At 65.5% G+C, this 22,255-nt stretch carries 15 protein-coding genes and 3 rRNA genes; 2 read left to right on the top strand and 16 right to left on the bottom strand.

Going from position 1 to position 22,255, the window contains the following annotated elements; genetic code table 11:
* Positions 1 to 100 precede the first annotated feature (100 nt).
* Positions 101 to 1,324 carry a carboxylate-amine ligase gene (locus ACQCSX_RS00090; RefSeq protein ID WP_427017115.1) on the top strand — a complete coding sequence of 408 codons (1,224 nt, stop codon included), beginning with the start codon at positions 101 to 103 and terminating at the stop codon, positions 1,322 to 1,324.
* 214 nt (positions 1,325 to 1,538) lie between these two features.
* Here the strand turns inward: ACQCSX_RS00090 and ACQCSX_RS00085 are convergent, their stop codons facing one another.
* From ACQCSX_RS00085 to ACQCSX_RS00025, 13 genes are all read right to left on the bottom strand, one after another.
* Complete coding sequence (locus tag ACQCSX_RS00085) at positions 1,539 to 1,919, bottom strand: nuclear transport factor 2 family protein (protein WP_427017114.1); 381 nt, start codon at positions 1,917 to 1,919, stop codon at positions 1,539 to 1,541.
* 126 nt (positions 1,920 to 2,045) lie between these two features.
* Positions 2,046 to 2,444, bottom strand: coding sequence for a cupin domain-containing protein (locus ACQCSX_RS00080; RefSeq protein WP_427017113.1), 399 nt, complete (start codon positions 2,442 to 2,444; stop codon positions 2,046 to 2,048).
* Between the two features lie 718 nt (positions 2,445 to 3,162).
* A complete protein-coding gene (locus tag ACQCSX_RS00075; RefSeq protein WP_427017112.1) occupies positions 3,163 to 3,645 on the bottom strand; it encodes an 8-oxo-dGTP diphosphatase in 483 nt (160 codons plus the stop codon).
* A 28-nt stretch (positions 3,646 to 3,673) separates the two neighbouring features.
* Entirely contained in the window at positions 3,674 to 4,651 is a 978-nt protein-coding gene (xerD, locus tag ACQCSX_RS00070) for a site-specific tyrosine recombinase XerD (RefSeq protein WP_427017111.1), read from the bottom strand.
* Positions 4,648 to 5,280 carry an NUDIX domain-containing protein gene (locus tag ACQCSX_RS00065; protein ID WP_427018924.1) on the bottom strand — a complete coding sequence of 211 codons (633 nt, stop codon included), beginning with the start codon at positions 5,278 to 5,280 and terminating at the stop codon, positions 4,648 to 4,650. Before ACQCSX_RS00065 ends, xerD begins: the two co-directional genes overlap by 4 nt.
* Positions 5,281 to 5,355: 75 nt before the next feature.
* Positions 5,356 to 7,062, bottom strand: coding sequence for a CTP synthase (locus tag ACQCSX_RS00060; protein WP_427017110.1), 1,707 nt, complete (start codon positions 7,060 to 7,062; stop codon positions 5,356 to 5,358).
* 80 nt (positions 7,063 to 7,142) lie between these two features.
* Entirely contained in the window at positions 7,143 to 8,858 is a 1,716-nt protein-coding gene (gene recN / locus ACQCSX_RS00055) for a DNA repair protein RecN (RefSeq protein ID WP_427017109.1), read from the bottom strand.
* Positions 8,855 to 9,877, bottom strand: coding sequence for an NAD kinase (locus ACQCSX_RS00050; RefSeq protein ID WP_427017108.1), 1,023 nt, complete (start codon positions 9,875 to 9,877; stop codon positions 8,855 to 8,857). Before ACQCSX_RS00050 ends, recN begins: the two co-directional genes overlap by 4 nt.
* 19 nt (positions 9,878 to 9,896) lie before the next feature.
* Entirely contained in the window at positions 9,897 to 10,715 is an 819-nt protein-coding gene (locus ACQCSX_RS00045; protein ID WP_427017107.1) for a TlyA family RNA methyltransferase, read from the bottom strand.
* A 3-nt stretch (positions 10,716 to 10,718) separates the two neighbouring features.
* A complete protein-coding gene (locus tag ACQCSX_RS00040; protein ID WP_427017106.1) occupies positions 10,719 to 10,967 on the bottom strand; it encodes a hypothetical protein in 249 nt (82 codons plus the stop codon).
* Positions 10,960 to 11,985: an HAD-IIA family hydrolase gene (locus ACQCSX_RS00035; RefSeq protein WP_427017105.1), complete on the bottom strand. Its 1,026-nt coding sequence runs from the start codon at positions 11,983 to 11,985 to the stop codon at positions 10,960 to 10,962. Before ACQCSX_RS00035 ends, ACQCSX_RS00040 begins: the two co-directional genes overlap by 8 nt.
* Entirely contained in the window at positions 11,978 to 14,521 is a 2,544-nt protein-coding gene (locus tag ACQCSX_RS00030) for a hypothetical protein (RefSeq protein WP_427017104.1), read from the bottom strand. Before ACQCSX_RS00030 ends, ACQCSX_RS00035 begins: the two co-directional genes overlap by 8 nt.
* A 113-nt stretch (positions 14,522 to 14,634) precedes the next feature.
* The gene (locus ACQCSX_RS00025; protein ID WP_427017103.1) at positions 14,635 to 14,982 is read right to left on the bottom strand and encodes a hypothetical protein; all 348 of its coding nucleotides are present in this window, start codon (positions 14,980 to 14,982) and stop codon (positions 14,635 to 14,637) included.
* 123 nt (positions 14,983 to 15,105) lie between these two features.
* Here ACQCSX_RS00025 and ACQCSX_RS00020 point away from each other — a divergent pair, with 123 nt between their 5' ends.
* Positions 15,106 to 16,239 carry an IS630 family transposase gene (locus ACQCSX_RS00020; RefSeq protein WP_427017102.1) on the top strand — a complete coding sequence of 378 codons (1,134 nt, stop codon included), beginning with the start codon at positions 15,106 to 15,108 and terminating at the stop codon, positions 16,237 to 16,239.
* 291 nt (positions 16,240 to 16,530) lie between these two features.
* Here the strand turns inward: ACQCSX_RS00020 and rrf are convergent.
* From rrf to ACQCSX_RS00005, 3 genes are all read right to left on the bottom strand, one after another.
* Positions 16,531 to 16,647: ribosomal RNA gene (gene rrf / locus ACQCSX_RS00015) — 5S ribosomal RNA — on the bottom strand.
* 252 nt (positions 16,648 to 16,899) lie between these two features.
* Positions 16,900 to 20,028, bottom strand: a 23S ribosomal RNA gene (locus ACQCSX_RS00010).
* A 531-nt stretch (positions 20,029 to 20,559) separates the two neighbouring features.
* Positions 20,560 to 22,084: ribosomal RNA gene (locus ACQCSX_RS00005) — 16S ribosomal RNA — on the bottom strand.
* Together the 16S, 23S and 5S rRNA genes form the textbook arrangement of a ribosomal RNA operon.
* Between the last annotated feature and the right edge of the window lie 171 nt (positions 22,085 to 22,255).

The raw sequence follows: 22,255 nt of genomic DNA, 5'->3' as shown, positions 1-22,255 counted from the left end.
TCGGGTTGCGGGCCCAGGGGCGCCCACAGTGCGTCGGGAAACAATGAAGGACACGGGTGCGCGGCCCATCGATTTCGCCATCCTCGGCCACACTTGTCAGGTGCGTACATTTGGTGTCGAAGAAGAATTCCTGATCGTAGATCCCGTCAACGGTCTCCCGCTGCCGCTGGCCGCGGAGGTGCTGGGCCTCCATGGCCCCGGCGGCCAGGCGGTGCTGGCCGCGGAGCTGCAGCAGGAACAACTCGAAGTCATCACGCACCCGCACAGCAGCCTGGCCGGGCTCGCCGCCGAGATACGGGCCGGGCGCGCCCACGCCGACGCGCTGGCCCGGAAAGTCGGTGCGAGGATCGCCGCCCTTGCCACCTCCCCGCTGCCCGTCACACCCCACCCAATCCGGAACGAGCGATATGACGCTCTCATCCAGAGGCATGCTCTGACGGCCCGCGAGCAGTTGACCTGCGGAACCCACGTCCATGTTTCCGTCGGCTCGGACGAGGAAGGCGTCGCGGTCCTGGACCGCATCAGGTCCTGGCTGGCGCCGCTCATTGCGTTGAGCTCAAATTCCCCCTTCTGGAACGGCACGGACAGCGGGTACTCCAGCTTCCGCACCCAGGCCTGGAACCGGTGGTCGACCGCCGGGCCGACGGAGGTCTTCGGATCGGCACGGGCCTACCACGGCCTGGTGGAAGACCTCTCAAGCACCGGGGTTGTCATCAATCCTGATTTTGACGCCCGCCTGTCCACCCGCCACCCCACCGTGGAGATCAGGGTGTCCGATGTGTGCCTCGATGCCCGGGACACCGTCCTGATTGCCGCGTTGGTGCGGGCGTTGGTCGAGACCGCCGCCCGGGAATGGGCGGCCGGCCAGCCGCCGGACCTGGTTCCCGCCATAATCCTGCGCCAAGGGGCCTGGCGGGCCAGCCGGTGGGGCATCCACGGCGAGCTGCTCCACCCGACAACCCACAAGCCGGACACCGCAACACGTGTCATCTCCGCACTCCATGACCATGTCCGGGACGCCCTGGACGAGGCCGGGGATGGAGCCTACGTCGAGGAGTCCCTGGAACGGATCCTCAGCAACGGAACCGGGGCCAGCCGGCAGCGCCAAGTCTACGAACGCCACGGGAGCCTGCCCGACGTCGTCGCCCACGCCACCCGCCTCACCCACCAAACATCCGCCGGCTACGACCCCGCTACCCCGGCCACAATCCACCAGCCACCGAATCAGGGAAAACCACAGGCAACAACTGGCGGCACCACTCCGGGAAGGCCGCTACAGCTTCCCGACACTGGAACCGGTGACCGATCTGCGCCCGCTGCGTGACCCAACCCCTGAAAACGGTGGGGAGTCTGAGAGTGCGGGCCCATGGCCGTGACCAGCGGTCTTGTTCGCCACCGCCCTCATCCGCTGTCGTCCCGGCACCTCCGACCGGGTTCGGGCCAGGAGAACATGTCCGGGTGATCGAGGGCGTGGTGTTCGTCGACGGTGGCCCATATTCCGGAGCCCGCTGTGGAAACGCGCAGCCGCGGATCCGTCTCTAGATTTTTTCAACCCACTGCGCGCGCCACGGGGGTGCGTCGAAGGCCTCACTCCAGTAGGCCGTTTCCTTGGCAATCTTGCCGGCCCGGAATTCAAAGATGAACACCGTTTCATACTTGGGGCCGCCATAATCCAACGACGCCTCGGCGATGACCAGATCCCCGGCGCTGAGCATTCGGCGCGGCGTGATGGTCGGCAATTGCGGGAACGCGCCGTAGATCCTCCTTCGGTTCTCGGCCCCGCGCACGAGTTCTCCGGATTGGGGCCAGTGCATGAGCGCATCGTCGTGGAACAGCTCGTCCATGATCTCAATGTGATGGTCGTTGATACAACCGATCAGCCGGTTAATGACCTTCTCGTTTGCAGTCGTTTCATCCACGGTCTTGACCTGATTCCTGGAGGACCATCCATAGTCGGCTTATACTCGGTGCGGGCTTTTGGAACCATCGGGTTCCGGCACCGGAAATGACTCCAGGACCACCGCCACCCTGACGGTGGATCGACGCTACTCGGGGGCCTTCGCGTAGTTGGTGGCACCGAACCAATCGACGGTGATGACCGGTTCGTCGCCGACAACCCAGGCGTCATGCCCCTGGGGGAGACTGGTGACATCGCCGGGCCCTGCGACGAACTCGGTTCCGTCGTCCATCCGGATGGCCAGCTGTCCGGAGACGTGGTACTGGAAATGCGGCACTTCGCAGCTTTCCGTTCCGGCGATCGGTTTGACGTCATTGGACCAGCGCCACCCCGGATCCAAGGTCAGCCGGCCAATGGTGCCATTAGCCATGGTCAAGATCTCGGCCTTGCCGTGGGGAAAGGTGCGGGTTTCGCTGGGGCTGCCAAAGTTCTCGTGCTCCACGGTGTCCATGGTCGTCACGTCCTCTCGAGCTGTGGTCTGAATCACAGTATTTACCTACCAGGAAGCCAGCGTCAAGGAAACGCGTTGATGCTGAACCGCTGCCGGCTCCATCTCCCGTTGCCCCGGGGTGGGCGGGCCCCGGACTTGTCCCCGACTATCCCCTGGACGGTGGCGCCCCACACCGTTGGCGGCGTACGGCTTGTCTCGAAGATCGTGCCCGCCATAGCGGACACCTGGCGCTCGTGGAACCGTGGACTGCCGACCAACCTACTCAACCCCAAGATCTCCGCGTTCTACCTCGCGGTGATTCCACGATTCGTCCCGCTCATCAGCTGAAGATGGGCATCTTGCTCGGGCTCGTCCACGACATCGAAGGAATGCCCTTTGTTCGCGATGATCATCTTCGGGTGCCCGCTCAATCCGCGGACGGCTCAGCCGGCGCTCGACGAAGCGGACAGTCGACGGCATCATCGGCTTCGGACTGAAACTGGGCCTGTCAGCCAAATAGCGGTCGACGGAGCAAGCCCACGCCAGGCGCGCTCCATCGCAAACGGTCGTCTTTGATCCACGCAATCGTGGGCACGCGCCCGCCTTCCCATGTGGCCGTGCGCTTCCGCCGTCAGGCTGACTCAATCGCGAGGAATCCGAACAGGTGATTGGCCTGGCAGAGAGCCGCTCTCTGTCAGGCCCACCGTTCTGAACTAACAGCCATAGTTAACGGGCTCTACACGCTTCGAGGGACGGTCCGTCCGCGGGCAGGCGGCTACGCCACCGCTATGTCCGCGCTGGCGACGGTCTGGTTGTCGTCGGCGAGCACTATGGTCGCCGCCACCTGCCGCCCGGCCAGCATGGGCGGGAGCCAGTGCTCGGCGTCGGCCCACATCCGGTCCACCGGCAGGACGGCCACCGGGTGCCACTCGGGCAAGATTTCGTCGCTTTCGCGCGGCTCCCCCTGCCAGCTGCGGGTGGTGAACACGGTGGTGGCCATGTCCCACTCCGGACGTGCCGGGAAGACAAAGTCCACCGTCCCGGCCGGGTGCAGGTCCGCCGGCACCACCTGGACGTGGATTTCCTCCGCCACCTCGCGGCAGATCGCTTCCAGGACGCTCTCCCCCGGCTCCACGTGGCCGCCGACGCCAACGATCTTTCCCATGCCGAAGCCGGTCTTCTTGAGCCCGAGCAGCACGTGGTCCCCCGCGCCATCGGAGCGGAGCAGGAAGCACAGGGTCACGGCGGCGGCATTCACGCCTCCACCCTATGCCCGCGCACCCGGGTCAGCCCAGGGCGCGGGGGTGGGCGGCGGCGTAGACCTCGCGCAGTGTGTCCGCCGTGACCAGCGTATAGACCTGCGTGGTGGTCACCGAGGCGTGGCCGAGAAGTTCCTGCACCACGCGGACGTCGGCGCCGCCCTCGAGCAGGTGCGTGGCGAAGGAGTGGCGCAGCGTGTGCGGGGAGACATCCTGGGTGATGGCTGCCTTCTCCGCGGCGGCCTTCAGGATGGTCCAGGCGCTCTGCCGGCTGATCCGCCCACCCCGGGAGTTCAGGAAGAGCGCGGGCGTGCCCTTGCCCTTGGCGGCCAGCGTGCCACGGCCACGGACCAGGTACGCCTCCAGTGCGCGCACCCCGTAGGAGCCCAGCGGCACCAGCCGCTCCTTGGACCCCTTGCCGAACAGCCGGACCACGGCGGGGCCCTCGGCGGAGCCCGTGGTTCCGGCCCCGGGGCCCAGTGTCAGGTCGTCGACGTCCAGGCCCACGGCCTCGGAAATGCGGGCGCCGGTGGAATACAGGAATTCGAGCAGGGCACGGTCGCGCAGGCCGGTGGCGGTGTCGGATCCCGCGGCCTCCAGGATGGCTGACACCTGCTTCACGCTGATGGCCTTGGGCAGCCGGCGGCCCGGCATCGGCGGGTGCACATCGGCCGCGGGATCGGCCACCGTCAACCCCTCCAGCGCCCAGAATTTGTGCAGGCCGCGGACCGAGACGATGGTCCGGGCCGCGCTGCGCACGCCCAGCGTGCTGGCGCCGTCGGACCCGTCCGAGAGGGCCTGGGCAAAGGCGCTGACGTGGTGCCGGGTGACGGCACCGGGGGCGGCAATGTCCTGGGCCGACAGGAAGTTGACGTACCGGGCGAGGTCGCGCCGGTAGGCAGCCAGGGTGTTGGCGGCCAGGCCGCGTTCCACTGCCACATGTTGCAGGTAGTCGGTGACGGCGCGGGCCAGCTCGGTGGCGGCGCGGCCGTCTGCGGTGCTCATTGGCCGCGCTGGCTTGGGTGCGCCGTCCAGGGCGCATCGGCCGGGCGGAGCGAGGTGAAGCCGGTGGCCTGCGCGGCGGCCGCGGCAAGGATGCCGACGACGGCGGAGGGGTTGTGCAGGGAGCCGGCCAGGACGGCGGCAACGGCGTCGGGCAGGTCCACCCAGCGGAACTGGATTTCGGCTTCCTCCTCCGTGCGGACATGCCGCTGGTCCTCGGGGACCATGCTCAGGCCGCGGGCCAGGTACAGCCGGATGGCCTCGGACGAGGACCCCGGGGAGTTGAAGAAGTCCGTGAGGACATGCCATTCGGCGGCCACCAGGTCCGCCTCCTCGGCAAGCTCGCGCGCGGCGCCAACCACGAAGTCCTCGCCCTCCACGTCCAGCAGCCCGGCCGGGATTTCCCACAGGGTCATGCCCACGGGGTGGCGGTACTGGCTCAGCAGCAACACCTGGTTGGACTCGTTCAGAACCACCACCGCCACTGCGCCGGGGTGGTCGATGTAGTCCCGGGTCAGCGGCGCGCCGCCGTCGGCCAGGACAAAGGTGTCGGAGACAACGTTCCAGATCCGGCCCTGGTACACCGTGTCGGAGGACAGCCGCGTGCGCGGACTGAGCTCATCGGCCGGCATGGCCGGGTTGTCCAGCGGAGGCTGGACAACCGGCTCGACGGCGTGCGGCGGGGGTGCACCAAGACCGGTCATGGATCAGCCTTCCAGCAGTCGGGCGGAGCTCTGGCGCTCCAGGGCTGCGCCGATCAGGCCGGCAAAGAGCGGGTGCGGCTTGGTGGGTCGCGAGCTCAGTTCCGGGTGGGCCTGGGTGGAGACGTAGTACGGGTGGACGTCCTTGGGCAGCTCCACGAACTCCACCAGCTTGCCGTCCGGGGACGTGCCGGAGAACACCAGGCCCGCGGCGGCAATCTGGTCGCGGTACTTGTTGTTCACCTCGTAGCGGTGGCGGTGGCGTTCGCTGACGTCGGTGCGGCCGTAGGTCTCCGCGATGACGGAGCCCGCCAGCAGCGTGGCGTCGTACAGGCCCAGGCGCATGGTGCCGCCGAGGTCGCCCTTGCCGTCAACGATGTCCAGCTGCTCTTCCATCGTGGCGATGACCGGGTACTTGGAATCGGGTTCGAACTCCGAGGAGGACGCCCCTTCCAGACCGACCACGTTGCGGGCGTACTCGATGACCATGCACTGCAGGCCCAGGCACAGGCCCAGGACCGGCAGCTGGGTTTCGCGGGCAAACTTCAGCGCGCCCAGCTTGCCCTCGAGGCCGCGGATGCCGAAGCCGCCGGGCACGCAGATGGCGTCCACGCCGTCGAGCGCCTTCGCAGCGCCCGCCTCGGTGGCGCACTCGTCCGAGGGGACCCAGCGGATCTTGACCTTGGCGCGGTTGGCAAAGCCGCCGGCGCGCAGGGCCTCGGTGACGGACAGGTAGGCGTCCGGCAGGTCGATGTACTTGCCCACCAGGGCAACCTCAACATGGTGCTGCGGGTTGTGCACGGCGTCAAGCAGGGTGTCCCACTTGGTCCAATCCACATCCTTGAAGGACAGGTCCAGCGCACGGACGATGTAGGAGTCCAGGCCCTGGGAGTGCAGCGTCTTGGGGATGTCGTAGATGCTGGGGGCGTCGGGGCAGCCGATGACGGCCTCGACGTCCACATCGCAGGCACGGCCGATCTTCTCGCGCATGGAGTCGGGCAGGTCCCGGTCCGAACGCAGGACCAGCGCATCCGGGGCAATGCCCAGGGAGCGCAGCGCAGCCACGGAGTGCTGGGTGGGCTTGGTCTTCAGTTCCTGCGACGGGCCGATGTACGGCACCAGGGAGACGTGCAGGAAGAAGACGTTGTTGCGGCCGACGTCCTGGCGGACCTGGCGGGCCGATTCGAGGAAGGGCTGGGACTCGATGTCGCCAACGGTGCCGCCGATCTCGGTGATGATGACGTCGGGGGCGTTCTTGCCCTCGGCGGGCAGGCGCATCCGGCGCTTGATCTCATCGGTGATGTGCGGGATGACCTGCACGGTGTCGCCCAGGTACTCGCCGCGGCGCTCCTTGGCAATCACCGTGGAGTAGACCTGGCCGGTGGTGACGTTGGCGGAGCCTTCAAGGTTTTCATCCAGGAAGCGCTCGTAGTGGCCAATGTCTAGGTCGGTTTCGGCGCCGTCGTCGGTAACGAAGACTTCACCGTGCTGGAAGGGATTCATTGTGCCGGGATCCACGTTGAGGTAGGGATCCAGCTTTTGCATGGTCACGGAGAGGCCGCGGGCCCGCAGGAGATGGCCGAGGCTTGAAGCCGTCAGACCCTTCCCCAAAGAGGACGCCACGCCACCGGTGACGAAAATGTGTTTGGTCGTCTGAGACTGACCACTGAACCGGGAATTTGATCGATGCACCACGGAATTCGAGCCTATCATCTTTGAAGGGTTTGCGGGCGGATCGCGCCACCTGGCCTTGTGCGTCGGGGCTCCCGGACCGCCGGCCGGGAGGGCCCCTGTCAGCGGGCCCCGTGGCGGGCATCCTCCAGCAATTCCTGGGCGTGGGCCTGTGCTGTGGCGGAATCTTCCTGTCCGGCGAGCATGCGCGCCAGCTCCTTGACCCGCTCGACGTCGTCGAGCAGGAGCACGTCGCTGGAGGTGAAACCGGCCCCTGAGGTCTTCCTCACACGGATGTGCTGGTCGGCAAAGGCGGCCACCTGCGGCAGGTGTGTCACCACCAAAACCTGGACGTGTTGGGCCAGCATGGCGAGCCGGCGGCCGATCTCGACGGCGGCCTTGCCGCCCACGCCCGAGTCCACCTCATCGAAGACAAAGGTCGGGACGGGGTCGACGGCGGCCAGCACCACCTCGATCGCCAGCATGACGCGCGAGAGTTCACCGCCCGAGGCTCCCTTGCCCAGCGGGCGCGGGGCCGCGCCGGCATGGGGCTTGAGCAGGAAGGAGATGTCGTCCGCGCCGTGGATGCCGCGGGCGGCGGGCACCAGCTCGATGACCAGCCGGGCGTCCGGCATGGCCAGGGCCGCCAGCTCGGCACTGACCCGCTCCGACAAGGTGGCGCCGGCAGCACTGCGGATGCCCGTCAGGGTGGCCGCCATCGCGTCCAGCGAGGCCGCTGCGGCCTCCACCTGCGCCTGCAGCGTCTCGATCCTGCCGGAGTCGTCGCTGAGCTCCTCCAGCCGCAGCCGGGAAGCGTTGGCCCAGGCCAGCACCTCATCCACGGACGGGGCATATTTGCGCACCAGTACAGCCAGGGCGCCGCGGCGGTCCTCGATCTCCGACAGCCTGGCCGGCACATCGGTGTCCAGCGAGGCCGTATAGCCGGCCAGGTCGCGGGCAATGTCCGCCAGCAAATAGCCCACCTCGGCCAGCCTGGTGGCGGCGGCGGCCAGTTCCTCGTCGGCGTCGGCCACATGCTCCAGCAGCCGCTTGGCGGTGTCCACCAGCGTGGTCGCGTCGCCGGACTCGGCGTAGTCCTCGGCAATCAGGGCCTCATGCGCCTGGGTCGAGGCCACCCGCAGTGCCTCCAGGTTGGACAGCTTGATGGACTCGGCCTTGAGGGCCTCGTCCTCCCCCGGCTGGGGATCGACGCCGTCGATCTCCGCCAGCGACAGGGACAGCGCCTCCGCCTCGCGGAGGCGCTCACGGCTGCTGTTGCGCAGCTCGTCGAGGGTGGCGGCATCGGCCAGCCACTGCCTGTGCAGCTGCTGGTACTCGGCCAGGGTGGTTGCGAAGGAGGCATCGGCCTCGCCGGCAAACTTGTCCAGGGCCTCACGCTGGGCCGCGGCGCTCTTGAGCCGGATCTGGTCCGACTGCCCATGCACCACCACCAACTGCTCGCCGAGCTCGGCCAGCACCCCCACGGGCACACTCCGGCCGCCCACATGGGCCCGGCTGCGGCCGTCGCTGCCCACCGTCCGGGCCAGGATCAGCTCCGCACCGCCGTCGAACTCGTCCAGCACGGCGCCGGCCTCCAGCGCCCTCAGCAGCGCCGGATGGCCGGCGGGCAGGCGCACCGTGGCCTCCGCCATGGCCGACTTGGCGCCATTGCGCACGGCGCCGGCATCGGAGCGGTTGCCCAGCAGCAGCCCGACGGCGGTGACCACCATGGTCTTGCCCGCGCCGGTCTCGCCACTGACGATGCTCAGGCCGGGGCCCAGCGGCAGCACCGACTCTGCGATGACGCCCAGGTCCCGAATGCGGATTTCCTCGATCATGGCGTGGTTTTGGCCCTCCTGAACGACTGTGTGTCCGGCCCGGGCTCGGGCACGGGAGATTTGGGTTTGGGGTTGAGCACCACAGGGATCGGCGCCGTGGCCATGCTTGCAACGTCCGTCGCCGGTCCGCGCCAGCCCTGGATCGGCAGCTCAAACTTGTTCACCAGACGGGCCGAGAAGGGTGTCTGGTGCGTGCGGGCCAACCGGACGGGACGGTTGGACCGGGTGACCTCAATGCGCGATCCCGGGGGGAGGTCAACCGTGCGGCGGCCATCGCACCACATCACGCCCTGGGCGCCGTTGCGGTTGAGCACCTCCACGGCCAGCGTCGACGTCGGGGCCACCACCAGGGGCTTGGCGAAGAGGGCGTGGGCGCTGATGGGCACCATCAACAGGGCCTCCACCTCGGGCCACACCACGGGGCCGCCGGCGGAGAAGGCATAGGCGGTCGAACCGGTGGGGGTCGCCATGACCACGCCGTCGCAGCCAAAGGAGCTCAGCGGGCGGCCGTCCACCTCTGTCACCACCTCGATCATGCGTTCGCGGTTGCCCTTTTCCAGCGCCACCTCATTCAGCGCCCACGTGTGGGCCACCTTGGCACCCTGGGCCCAGACGGTGACATCGAGGGTCATCCGTTCCTCCACGGAATACGCGCGGCGCACCACCCAATCCACTGTTTGCGCCAGATCGGCCCGCTCGCTCTCGGCCAGGAAACCCACGTGGCCAAGGTTGACGCCCAGCAGCGGAAGATCGTACTCGCGCACCAGCTCCGCGCCGCGCAGAATGGTGCCGTCGCCGCCCAGGACCATGACGAGCTCAATGTCTTCGAGTCCGACGTCGAGGCCCAGGATCTGCATGGGAACGTCAACCATCCCCAGGTACGCTGTCATGTCCGCGAGCTCGTCCTGGAACATGACCGGAATCAGCGCCGAGGCATGGAGCTGCACACAGGCCTCCAATGCGGCGACCATCGACTCCTCTCGCCCGGTGTGGGCCAGGATCAGTACGCGCCTGCTCATGGAGTCTGCTTTCTGTGTTCTATGAAGCCGGCTGGGGCCAGAGGCCGGCCAGCAGCTCCTCAACGCTGGGTGAGTGCTCTTCGATCTTATGCGGCCCGTCCGACATCGCTTTGCCGGCCAGCAGAAAATACTCCACATTTCCATCCTGGCCCGGCAGCGTGCTCGCGCCCAGCCCGAGCAGGAGGAGCCCGGCGTCCAGCACCGACTGTGCCACCTGGCCCACGGCGCGGCGGCGTTCGTTTTCGGAGCCGACGACGCCGGTGCGGCTGAGCCGTTCACGGCCCACCTCGAACTGGGGCTTGACCATGAGCAGCAGCTCGCCGCCCGGGCGTGTCGCGGCGGCCAGCGGCGCCACCACCAGCGTGAGGGAAATGAAGGATAGGTCGCAGACGGTCAGGTCGGCGGGGCCGCCAATGTCCTCCGCGGACATGTAGCGGATGTTCAGGCCCTCGTGGACCTGCACGCGCGGATCGCTGCGCAACTGGGGCACCAGCTGGCCGTGCCCGACGTCGACCGCCAGCACCGTGGCAGCTCCCCTGCGCAGCAGAACGTCGGTAAAGCCGCCGGTCGAGGCGCCGGCATCCAGGCAGCGTTTGCCGGCGACGATGACCTGCGGGAAGAAGTCCAGCGCACCGGCGAGCTTGTGGCCGGCCCGGGAGACGTAGTCGTCCGCCCCGGTGTCAGCCACGGTGACCTGTGCGCCGTCGGCGACGGCGAACGCCGCCTTTCGCTGGACGGTTCCGTTGACACTGGCCAAGCCGGCAGCGATCAGCGTGGCGGCGTGGGTGCGGGAACGGGCCAGCGAGAGCCGGACCAGTTCCTGGTCGAGTCGCGCCATGGCCTAGCTCCCCGCCAGCTGCGCGGTGGGGTCGGCGTCGAGCTCGGCCACCAGGGCGTCATGCAGCGTGGCATAGGTGGCCGTGTGCCGGGCAACGGGCGTGGTGGCCAGGATCCGGGCCCCGGAGAGCACCCGGTCCACGCCGGAGTCGCCGGTGGCCGGGGCATCCACCGGCCACGCCGCAGGAACTGTGTCCTGCGGCGTGGCCGCGGTGGAATCCGGTGTTGCGGCGCCGGGTGCCGGATCAGCCACGGGCGGCCTCCGGGCCCGCCGCCAGCCAGGTGATCGACGGCGTGGTGGCCGAGTCGGTCGCAGGCACTTCGGCCCACCACGCGGCACAGGCGGCACGCCAGCTGTCCAGGTCCTCGGGCGAGCCGCTGACCCGCAGGGCGCCGCCGTCGACCTCGGCAAAGGATGCTCCACAACCGTACCCTGCGCCACGCGCCTCCACGGCGGGGTAGGGCAGGTAGAGCTCGTCCAGGGTGCGCAGGACAAAGTCCGGGCGCTCGGCGGTGCGGGCCGCCAGGATGGACTCGATGGTGTCCACCCCGGTCAGCACCGCGGCCGTGGCCATGCCGGCATTGTTGCCGCCAAGGATGTCCGTGTCCAGCCGGTCCCCGACCACCAGCGGGGCGACGGAGTTCAGCCGGTCGGCCGCCTGGTGGAACAGGACGGCCTCAGGCTTGCCCGCCACCAGCGGTTCGCGCCCGGTGGCCGCCTTGACGGCAGCCACCAGCGTCCCGTTGCCGGGTGCAATGCCCCGGGCCTGCGGGATGGACATATCCGTGTTGGTGGCAATCCATTCCGCCCCGCCGGCAATGGCGTAGGCGGCCTCCGCCAGATCCCGCCAGCCCAGCGAGGGGTCAAAGCCCTGGATCACGACGACGGCGCCCTCGTCCGCGGACCGGACGGGGACCATGCCCACCAGCTCCACCTCGCGGGCCAGCGCCGCACTGCCTGTCACCAACACCTTGGACCCCGCGGGGAACCGCTGCGCCAGCAGGGCGGCACCGGCCTGGGCGGAGCTCACCACCTGGGCCTCGGTTGCCGGGGCACCAAGCTCACGCAGATGCTCCGCCACCTGGGCCGGTGTGCGCGAGGCGTTGTTGGTGACATAGCCCAGGGCCACGTCCACCTCGGCCAGGCGCTGCAGTGCCTCCACGGCACCGTCGATCGCATGCGGACCGGCGTACACCACTCCGTCGAGATCGGACAGCACCGCGTCAAAGGCGGAAATCAGGGTGCCAGCGGCGGGCCGGGGCTCAGTCATTCAGCTTGGATCCTTCGGCGTCGTCGTTCGGAGCGCTCTCGTCCTCGGCTCCGGCCTCGGCGGAATCGTTGTCGGACCCCTCGGTGCCATCTTCGTCGTCGTCCTCTGCGCTGTACTCATCGGACTCGGCATCGTCGGACTCAAAGTAGTCGGACTCGGCATCGTCCAGCTCCACGTCGCGGACCGGGGCCTTCTTGGCGTCAGCAGGCTCTGCCTTCACCACGATGGCCTCGCCGTTCTCATCGAAGCGCGGGTCGTGGAGGGGCTTGCGGGGCTTGCGCTCCGGCTCGTCCTCTTCACCCAGGTCGAAGATGAACGGGTCTGCATCCTCGCCCAGACCCAGCGCGTCCTCGGCCACCACGGCCTGGTGCTCAAACTTTGCCGCCTCATCGTTGCGTCCAACGGCAACCAAAGCGGCTGCGTAGGCGCGGAAGAGCCGCGGGCTGTAGGAGAAGGCCCGGTTGAGGTCCAGCTGCTCGATCTCCAGTGCGGCCACGGCAGCGTCAAGCTCGCCCAGGTCGGTGCGTGCACCGGAAGCCACAATCGCAGCCTCCACCTTGCCGGCAGCGTCGAGCGTCTCGGCTTCCTCCGAACGCAGCAGGTCCAGGGCGCGGTCCGGGCGGCCCAGACCGCGTTCGCAGTCGGCCATCACGGGAAGGTGCTCGTTGGAACCGCTGATCCGGCGGTACGTGCGGAATTCGCGCAGTGCTTCGCCATAGTGGCCGGCGGCATAGGCGGTCAGGCCCACGGCTTCGCGGACGGCGGCCATGCGGCCGCCGCGGCGGCTGGCGGCCAGCGCGTGCTGGAAGGCCAGCTCGGCGTCGACATCCATCAGGCGGCCGGCCATCACCAAGTGGCGCGATACCCACTCGGCGTTCTTGGCCTCGAGGGTGCGCAGCTGCGCACGGGTCACCTTGTCCAGCTCGCTGCCCGTGACGTCGTCATCGATTTCCGGCGAACGCTCGCGGTCGGGGCGGTTGGCGCTGCGCAGGTCCGCGGCGTTGCGCGTCGGTGCCGGACGGTCCTCACGGGGGCCATGGCCGCCGAAGGACGGACGGTCGCCTGACGGGCGGCGGTCTCCTCCACCGAAGTTGCGGTCGCCCGAGGGGCGGTCGTCGCGGCGCGGGCCGCCACCAAAGGAGGGGCGGTCGCCCGAGGGGCGGCGGTCTCCGCCACCGAAGGACGGACGGTCGCCACGGTCGTTGAACGGCTTGCGCTCACCACCGAAGTTGCGATCTCCGGTGGGGCGGTCCCCACGAGGAGCTCCACCATAGGACGGGCGGTCGCCCGAGGGGCGGCGGTCTCCGCCACCGAAGGACGGACGGTCGCCACGGTCGTTGAACGGCTTGCGCTCACCACCGAAGTTGCGATCTCCGGTGGGGCGGTCCCCACGAGGAGCTCCACCATAGGACGGGCGGTCGCCCGAGGGGCGGCGGTCTCCGCCACCGAAGGACGGACGGTCACCACGGGGTGCGCGGTCCTCGCGCGGCTGCCATTCACGGCGCTCACCATCGCGGGGTGCGCGGTCGTTGAACGGGCGGTCGCCCGAGGGGCGGCGGTCTCCGCCACCGAAGGACGGACGGTCGCCACGGTCGTTGAACGGCTTGCGCTCACCACCGAAGTTGCGATCTCCGGTGGGGCGGTCCCCACGAGGAGCTCCACCATAGGACGGGCGGTCGCCCGAGGGGCGGCGGTCTCCGCCACCGAAGGACGGACGGTCGCCACGGTCGTTGAACGGCTTGCGCTCACCACCGAAGTTGCGATCTCCGGTGGGGCGGTCCCCACGAGGAGCTCCACCATAGGACGGGCGGTCGCCCGAGGGGCGGCGGTCTCCGCCACCGAAGGACGGACGGTCGCCACGGTCGTTGAACGGCTTGCGCTCACCGAAGTTGCGGTCGCCCGAGGGGCGGTCGTCGCGGCGCGGGCCGCCACCAAAAGCGGGGCGGTCACCCGAGGGGCGGCGGTCGCCACCACCAAAAGCGGGGCGGTCACTGCGGGGTGCGCGGTCGTTGAAGGGCCGGTCGCCTGACGGGCGGCGGTCTCCGCCACCGAAGGACGGACGGTCGCCACGGTCGTTGAACGGCTTGCGCTCACCGAAGTTGCGGTCGCCCGAGGGACGGTCGTCGCGGCGCGGGCCACCACCAAAGGAGGGGCGGTCGCCCGAGGGACGGTCGTCGCGGCGCGGGCCGCCACCAAAGGAGGGGCGGTCGCCCGAGGGACGACGGTCTCCGCCACCAAACGACGGACGGTCACCGGTGGGGCGTCCGCCAGCGGGGCGACGGTCACCGCCACCAAATGCCGGACGGTCACCACGGTCGTTGAACGGCTTGCGCTCACCGAAGTTGCGGTCGCCCGCGCCACGGTCATCGCGGCGGGGGCCGCCACCGAACGCGGGGCGGTCGCCGGCCGGGCGACGGTCGTTTGTCGGGGGACGCTCGCCACGGGGTGCCCCGCCGTCGCGGCCCTGCTGAGGGCGGTTGTCTCCACGCCCCTCGTGTGAATTTCCTTCGCGATTGCCGCTGTAATGCTCAGCCATGGTCGACTCCTAAAACTATGAGCGCACTAACTGGCACAGTAACAGCCGCTCTTCACTATGGATGTAAATATCTTCGTCAAAAATCACAGGGCGCACAGGCCCAAACATCTATTCTAGTCGAGGCTTGGCGCTGCACCCATGAATCTGGCGTACCTGGCCAAGATGAGTGGCCAATCACAGTACTTCGCGTACTGGTCGATGCCCGCCTGGCCCGGCATCCACCCGTTCTGGACCAGCTCGACGGCGCTGCCGCCGTCAGGTTCGATGGTAAAAGTGATCTTCACTTGGGTGGGGTTGAGGGGATCTCCGCCCAGCTGCCACGCCAGCTCAATCCATTCGGCTTCCTCCCAGCCCCGGACGATGGCCCATAGGTGCTCTTCGCCTCGCTCGGATTCCTCGACCAGCTGACCGTTTTGGAATCCAACGTGGGATCCATGTCCCGTCACACTGAAATCTTCCATGGGCCACCACAGGTGAATGTTGTCGGTGAAACCCTCGAAAGCGTCAATGCGGCCGGCCGGGACATTCACTAGTGCGGTGACCGCAAAGGTTGACGGTGTTTAAAGTCGTGCCACGCTGGAAGTATGGCTGAACGTGTGAAGGTGCGCCGGCTCAGTCCGGCGGAGGGAGAGCGGCTGCTACGGATCGTGCGCCGGGGTGAGTCGAAGCAGGGCGGCAATGCGATCCGGTGGCGGCGTGCCACGATGATCCTGGCCTCGGCGGGAGGAAACACGGTGCCGGTGATCGCCCGCCTGGTTGCCGCGGACGAGGACACCGTGCGGGCGGTGATCCACCGCTTCAACGAGATCGGTTTGGACTGCCTGGACCCTGACTGGGCGGGAGGCCGTCCCCGCCTGCTCGATGATGGCCACGAGGATCTCGTCGCCGCGACGGCCCTGTCCCGCCCGTGCGTGGCGGGCACGCCCATCACGCACTGGTCGGTGCGCAAGCTCGCCGGGTATCTGCGCGAAGATCCTGATCATCCGGTCCGGATCGGGAGGGAGGCGTTGCGGACCCTGCTGCACCGGCACCGGATCACCTTCCAACGCACCTCGACATGGAAGGACTCCACCGACCCCGATATCGAGGCGAAACTGGAGCGGATCGAGGAGGTGCTCGACCAGCACCCGGAACGCACCTTCGCCTTCGACGAATTCGGCCCGTTGGGGATCCGCCCCACCCCCGGCACCGGATGGGCCCCGGAGCGGCGGCCGGACCGGTTGCCGGCGACCTACCACCGCACCGAGGGCGTGACGTACTTCCACGGCTGCTACTCGGTCGGGGAGGACACCCTGTGGGGCATCAACCACCGGCGCAAGGGCGGGGTGAACAGCCTCACCGCGCTCCAGAGCATCCGGGTCCACCTCCCGGACGGGGAACCGGTGTACGTGATCTTGGACAACCTCTCTGCCCACGGAACCCCGCGGATCCGGCGCTGGGCCGCCCGCCACCGCGTGGAGCTGTGTTTCACACCGACCAACGCGTCCTGGGCCAACCCGATCGAGGCGCACTTCGGGGTGCTGCGCCAATTCACCCTGGCCAACTCGGTCCACCCCAACCACGTCGTGCAGACCCGGCGGCTGCACGAATACCTGCGCTGGCGCAACGCCCACGCCCGCCACCCCGACGTGCTGGAAGCCCAACGCCGCGAACGCGCCCGCATCCGCAGCGAGAAGGGCCACCGCTGGGGCCGCCACGACACCGCGAAAGCGGCATGAGAAAACACCCCCAACGTTTAAGGTCACCGCACTAGCGTGTGTCGCGGTGCAGGAGCCGGGCCCGACGCTTCGGCAGAATCTGCAGCATGGGAAAACAAGGATGACATGTATCAAGCCTAGGCGTGGAACCAAACCGCTGACAGCAGCAGAGCTGTGCCATTTGTCATGGCCGCGAGGCATCACCGGCGCGGTGCCGGGCCACGCACCGTGCGCCGCGCCCCCGGCCCCCAAAACGGGTGTTAAATGCGGGCAGGCCCCGCACCAAACGGTGCGGGGCCTGCCCTAATGGGTGTCCGGCGGCGTCCTACTCTCCCACACCCTCACGAGTGCAGTACCATCGGCGCTGTGGGCCTTAGCTTCCGGGTTCGGAATGGGACCGGGCGTTTCCCCCACGCTGTGACCGCCGTAACTCTACCTCCACACACCACACCCTGGCCTTTTCAGGCGGGGTGGTGCGGGAAAACCAGGGAAACGTGTGTCGTTTCATTCATTTATCACCCGTGCCGGGGCTTCCGAGGGGAAACCCGTGGCGGGTGTTCGTCCCCCGCGCAACAACGGAAGTTGTTGGCCGGGAACCACATAGTGGACGCAAGCATGCAGTGACCTCCACACCCTTAGGTGGTAAACCCCTTTTGAAGAACGGGTTCACCCAGGTGTGGGGTGGTGTAAGTTATCGGCCTATTAGTACCGGTCAGCTTCACGAGTCGTTAGTCCTCGCTTCCACATCCGGCCTATCAACCCAGTGGTCTGGCTGGGGGCCTCTCGAACCAAAGTTCATGGAAATCTCATCTCGAAGCGAGCTTCCCGCTTAGATGCTTTCAGCGGTTATCCCATCCGAACGTAGCTAATCAGCGGTGCACTTGGCAGTACAACTGACACACCAGAGGTTCGTCCGTCCCGGTCCTCTCGTACTAAGGACAGCCCTTCTCAAATTTCCTGCGCGCGCAGCGGATAGGGACCGAACTGTCTCACGACGTTCTAAACCCAGCTCGCGTACCGCTTTAATGGGCGAACAGCCCAACCCTTGGGACCTACTCCAGCCCCAGGATGCGACGAGCCGACATCGAGGTGCCAAACCATGCCGTCGATATGGACTCTTGGGCAAGATCAGCCTGTTATCCCCGAGGTACCTTTTATCCGTTGAGCGACGGCCATTCCACAATGTGCCGCCGGATCACTAGTCCCGACTTTCGTCCCTGCTCGAGCTGTCGCTCTCACAGTCAAGCTCCCTTGTGCACTTACACTCGACACCTGATTGCCAACCAGGCTGAGGGAACCTTTGGGCGCCTCCGTTACTCTTTAGGAGGCAACCGCCCCAGTTAAACTACCCATCAGGCACTGTCCCTGACCCGGATTACGGGCCGAAGTTAGATGTCCAAAGTGACCAGAGTGGTATTTCAACGATGACTCCACACCAACTGGCGTTGGCGCTTCACAGTCTCCCACCTATCCTACACAAGCCACTCCGAACACCAATACCAAACTATAGTAAAGGTCTCGGGGTCTTTCCGTCCTGCTGCGCGTAACGAGCATCTTTACTCGTACTGCAATTTCGCCGAGTTTATGGTTGAGACAGCGGGGAAGTCGTTACTCCATTCGTGCAGGTCGGAACTTACCCGACAAGGAATTTCGCTACCTTAGGATGGTTATAGTTACCACCGCCGTTTACTGGGGCTTAAATTCTCAGCTTCGCCTTGCGGCTAACCGGTCCTCTTAACCTTCCAGCACCGGGCAGGAGTCAGTCCGTATACATCGTCTTGCGACTTCGCACGGACCTGTGTTTTTAGTAAACAGTCGCTTCCCCCTGGTCTCTGCGGCCCCGATCCCCTCCCCACCGCGCGGGTGGTTCAAGGTTGGGGCCCCCTTCTCCCGAAGTTACGGGGGCATTTTGCCGAGTTCCTTAACCATAATTCTCTCGATCGCCTTAGTATTCTCTACCTGATCACCTGTGTCGGTTTGGGGTACGGGCGGCTAAAACCTCGCGCCGATGCTTTTCTAGGCAGCATAGGATCACCGAATCCCCCCTTGACGGGGGTCCCATCAGATCTCAGGCATTTAAGGGCCGCGGATTTGCCTACGGCCCGCCCTACATCCTTAGACCGGGACAACCATCGCCCGGCTCGGCTACCTTCCTGCGTCACACCTGTTAATACGCTTGCCTCCCGGGATCTTCTCCCGCGCTCCACCAAAACCCTTCCACCACAAGGGTGTCCGGGCAGGCTTCGGGCGGTGAGTGTCCCCCGCTTGGCATGGGCGGTTTTTCGCCGGTACGGGAATATCAACCCGTTGTCCATCGACTACGCCTGTCGGCCTCGCCTTAGGTCCCGACTTACCCAGGGCAGATTAGCTTGACCCTGGAACCCTTGATCATTCGGCGGACGGGTTTCTCACCCGTCTTTCGCTACTCATGCCTGCATTCTCACTCGTGTGGGCTCCACCGCTGGTTTACACCGCGACTTCACTGCCCACACGACGCTCCCCTACCACTCCCGGCGGCTGAACCACGAAGGCTTGCCTGGTACCGGAAATCCACAACTTCGGCGGTGTACTTGAGCCCCGCTACATTGTCGGCGCGGAATCACTTGACCAGTGAGCTATTACGCACTCTTTTAAGGATGGCTGCTTCTAAGCCAACCTCCTGGTTGTCTTCGCAATCCCACATCCTTTCCCACTTAGCACACGCTTAGGGGCCTTAGTTGGTGGTCTGGGCTGTTTCCCTCTCGACTATGAAGCTTATCCCCCACAGTCTCACTGCTGCGCTCTCACTTGCCGGCATTCGGAGTTTGGCTGACGTCAGTAACCTTGTAGGGCCCATCGGCCATCCAGTAGCTCTACCTCCGGCAAGAAACACGCAACGCTGCACCTAAATGCATTTCGGGGAGAACCAGCTATCACGAAGTTTGATTGGCCTTTCACCCCTACCCACAGCTCATCCCCTCCATTTTCAACTGAAGTGGGTTCGGTCCTCCACGACGTCTTACCGTCGCTTCAACCTGGCCATGGGTAGATCACTTCGCTTCGGGTCTAGATCACGCCACTCACTCGCCCTATTCAGACTCGCTTTCGCTACGGCTTCCCCACACGGGTTAACCTCGCGACGTAACACTAACTCGCAGGCTCATTCTTCAAAAGGCACGCCATCACAGGAACCAAGCCTGCTCTGACGGTTTGTAAGCACACGGTTTCAGGTACTATTTCACTCCCCTCCCGGGGTACTTTTCACCTTTCCCTCACGGTACTTGTCCGCTATCGGTCATTAGGTAGTATTTAGGCTTATCAGGTGGTCCTGACAGATTCGCACGGGATTTCTCGGGCCCCGTGCTACTTGGGATGCTTCCCAGGCGGTGTAACAAGCATTTCGGTTACGGGACTCGCACCCTCTCCGGTCGGCCTTTCAAGACCGTTCACCTATGCCTACACTCTCACCTCACCAGTCCGGCAGAACTGGAATGGAAAGTCCCACAACCCCGACCATGCAACGCCCGCCGGCTATCACACATGGACCGGTTTAGCCTCGTCCGCGTTCGCTCGCCACTACTGACGGAATCACTGTTGTTTTCTCTTCCTGTGGGTACTGAGATGTTTCACTTCCCCACGTTCCCTCCACATGCCCTATGTGTTCAGGCATGGGTCACCACGTCACCTTGCGGCGCGTGGCGGGGTTTCCCCATTCGGACATCCTCGGATCACCGTTCGGTTATCAACTCCCCGAGGCTTATCGCAGATTCCTACGTCCTTCATCGGCTCCTAATGCCAAGGCATCCACCGTGTGCCCTTAAAAACTTGACCACTTAGATCACAGAATTCAATATAATATTTCGAGAGAACCATGAAAACAGACACACCCAAGGGCGTGCCAGATCCAGGTTCATCAACTCATAAGAAATTGCTTCCTTTATAAGATGCTCGCGTCCACTATGTAGTTCTCAACCAACAACCCCGTCACACACCACACCCCGGAACCAACACCACCCTTTCGGGCGTGCCGGCGGACCCCGGGGACGGGGTCGTGTGCGGGAAACCAAGCCAACCAGCCAACCGGTGATGCCTAAGCACCAACGGTTCCTGTTGCCTCAGGACCCAACAGTGTGCCAAACGATCCCCCCACGAAGAAGGCCGGTCACGCTCCGTTCCAGGACACCCCACGCAAGCGTGCGGACATCCGTACTTGGAAAACCGGCCAAACCCGCCAGGGGTCTGTTCCATTGAAATTCCACCCGTGAGCACCCACCGAGAAACAATCGTTCTCGCAATGGGCTTTGCTTCCTCACAGCGACAGGACACCATGCGGTGCACCGTCGCGTGCTTGGTGCTCCTTAGAAAGGAGGTGATCCAGCCGCACCTTCCGGTACGGCTACCTTGTTACGACTTAGTCCCAATCGCCGGTCCCACCTTCGACAGCTCCCTCCCACAAGGGGTTAGGCCACCGGCTTCGGGTGTTACCAACTTTCGTGACTTGACGGGCGGTGTGTACAAGGCCCGGGAACGTATTCACCGCAGCGTTGCTGATCTGCGATTACTAGCGACTCCGACTTCATGGGGTCGAGTTGCAGACCCCAATCCGAACTGAGACCGGCTTTTTGGGATTAGCTCCACCTCACAGTATCGCAACCCTTTGTACCGGCCATTGTAGCATGCGTGAAGCCCAAGACATAAGGGGCATGATGATTTGACGTCGTCCCCACCTTCCTCCGAGTTGACCCCGGCAGTCTCCCATGAGTCCCCGGCATAACCCGCTGGCAACATGGAACGAGGGTTGCGCTCGTTGCGGGACTTAACCCAACATCTCACGACACGAGCTGACGACAACCATGCACCACCTGTAAACCGACCGCAAGCGGGGCGCCTGTTTCCAGGCGTTTCCGGTTCATGTCAAGCCTTGGTAAGGTTCTTCGCGTTGCATCGAATTAATCCGCATGCTCCGCCGCTTGTGCGGGCCCCCGTCAATTCCTTTGAGTTTTAGCCTTGCGGCCGTACTCCCCAGGCGGGGCACTTAATGCGTTAGCTACGGCGCGGAAAACGTGGAATGTCCCCCACACCTAGTGCCCAACGTTTACGGCATGGACTACCAGGGTATCTAATCCTGTTCGCTCCCCATGCTTTCGCTCCTCAGCGTCAGTTAATGCCCAGAGACCTGCCTTCGCCATCGGTGTTCCTCCTGATATCTGCGCATTTCACCGCTACACCAGGAATTCCAGTCTCCCCTACATCACTCTAGTCTGCCCGTACCCACCGCAGATCCGGGGTTGAGCCCCGGACTTTCACGGCAGACGCGACAAACCGCCTACGAGCTCTTTACGCCCAATAATTCCGGATAACGCTTGCGCCCTACGTATTACCGCGGCTGCTGGCACGTAGTTAGCCGGCGCTTCTTCTGCAGGTACCGTCACTTTCGCTTCTTCCCTACTGAAAGAGGTTTACAACCCGAAGGCCGTCATCCCTCACGCGGCGTCGCTGCATCAGGCTTTCGCCCATTGTGCAATATTCCCCACTGCTGCCTCCCGTAGGAGTCTGGGCCGTGTCTCAGTCCCAGTGTGGCCGGTCACCCTCTCAGGCCGGCTACCCGTCGTCGCCTTGGTGGGCCATTACCCCACCAACAAGCTGATAGGCCGCGAGTCCATCCAAAACCGCACAAGGCTTTCCACCCCCCGCCATGCGGAGGAGGGTAAATATCCGGTATTAGACCCGGTTTCCCAGGCTTATCCCAGAGTTAAGGGCAGGTTACTCACGTGTTACTCACCCGTTCGCCACTAATCACCCCCGCAAGCGGGGGCCATCGTTCGACTTGCATGTGTTAAGCACGCCGCCAGCGTTCATCCTGAGCCAGGATCAAACTCTCCATAAATGTTTTTACAGACACACCCCGGACCGCCGGAAAAGGGCGGACACACGGTGCACTAAATTTGAAACCGGCTGTTCGGGCCGCCACCACCACGGGGGTGGGATGGACGGGCCCGTTCAACCAATCAATGATTCATTGGTATCAATAAAACTTGGCACACTATTGAGTTCTCAA

This window comes from Pseudarthrobacter sp. P1, from assembly GCF_050156935.1.
Taxonomy (GTDB): Bacteria; Actinomycetota; Actinomycetes; order Actinomycetales; family Micrococcaceae; genus Specibacter.
Note: the sequence above shows the minus strand (reverse complement) of the source record. Positions and strands in the feature narration are given on the sequence as shown.

What these genes read in the sequence shown, in the direction of transcription:
- ACQCSX_RS00065 (WP_427018924.1), bottom strand. Translation starts at nt 5,280, where the DNA reads ATGCCGGCCGATGAGCTCAGTCCGCGCACGCGGCTGTCCTCCGACACG.
- ACQCSX_RS00045 (WP_427017107.1), bottom strand. Translation starts at nt 10,715, where the DNA reads ATGGCGCGACTCGACCAGGAACTGGTCCGGCTCTCGCTGGCCCGTTCC.
- ACQCSX_RS00035 (WP_427017105.1), bottom strand. Translation starts at nt 11,985, where the DNA reads ATGACTGAGCCCCGGCCCGCCGCTGGCACCCTGATTTCCGCCTTTGAC.
- ACQCSX_RS00060 (WP_427017110.1), bottom strand. Translation starts at nt 7,062, where the DNA reads ATGATAGGCTCGAATTCCGTGGTGCATCGATCAAATTCCCGGTTCAGT.
- ACQCSX_RS00030 (WP_427017104.1), bottom strand. Translation starts at nt 14,521, where the DNA reads ATGGCTGAGCATTACAGCGGCAATCGCGAAGGAAATTCACACGAGGGG.
- ACQCSX_RS00020 (WP_427017102.1), top strand. Translation starts at nt 15,106, where the DNA reads ATGGCTGAACGTGTGAAGGTGCGCCGGCTCAGTCCGGCGGAGGGAGAG.
- xerD (WP_427017111.1), bottom strand. Translation starts at nt 4,651, where the DNA reads ATGAGCACCGCAGACGGCCGCGCCGCCACCGAGCTGGCCCGCGCCGTC.
- ACQCSX_RS00025 (WP_427017103.1), bottom strand. Translation starts at nt 14,982, where the DNA reads ATGGAAGATTTCAGTGTGACGGGACATGGATCCCACGTTGGATTCCAA.
- ACQCSX_RS00050 (WP_427017108.1), bottom strand. Translation starts at nt 9,877, where the DNA reads ATGAGCAGGCGCGTACTGATCCTGGCCCACACCGGGCGAGAGGAGTCG.
- recN (WP_427017109.1), bottom strand. Translation starts at nt 8,858, where the DNA reads ATGATCGAGGAAATCCGCATTCGGGACCTGGGCGTCATCGCAGAGTCG.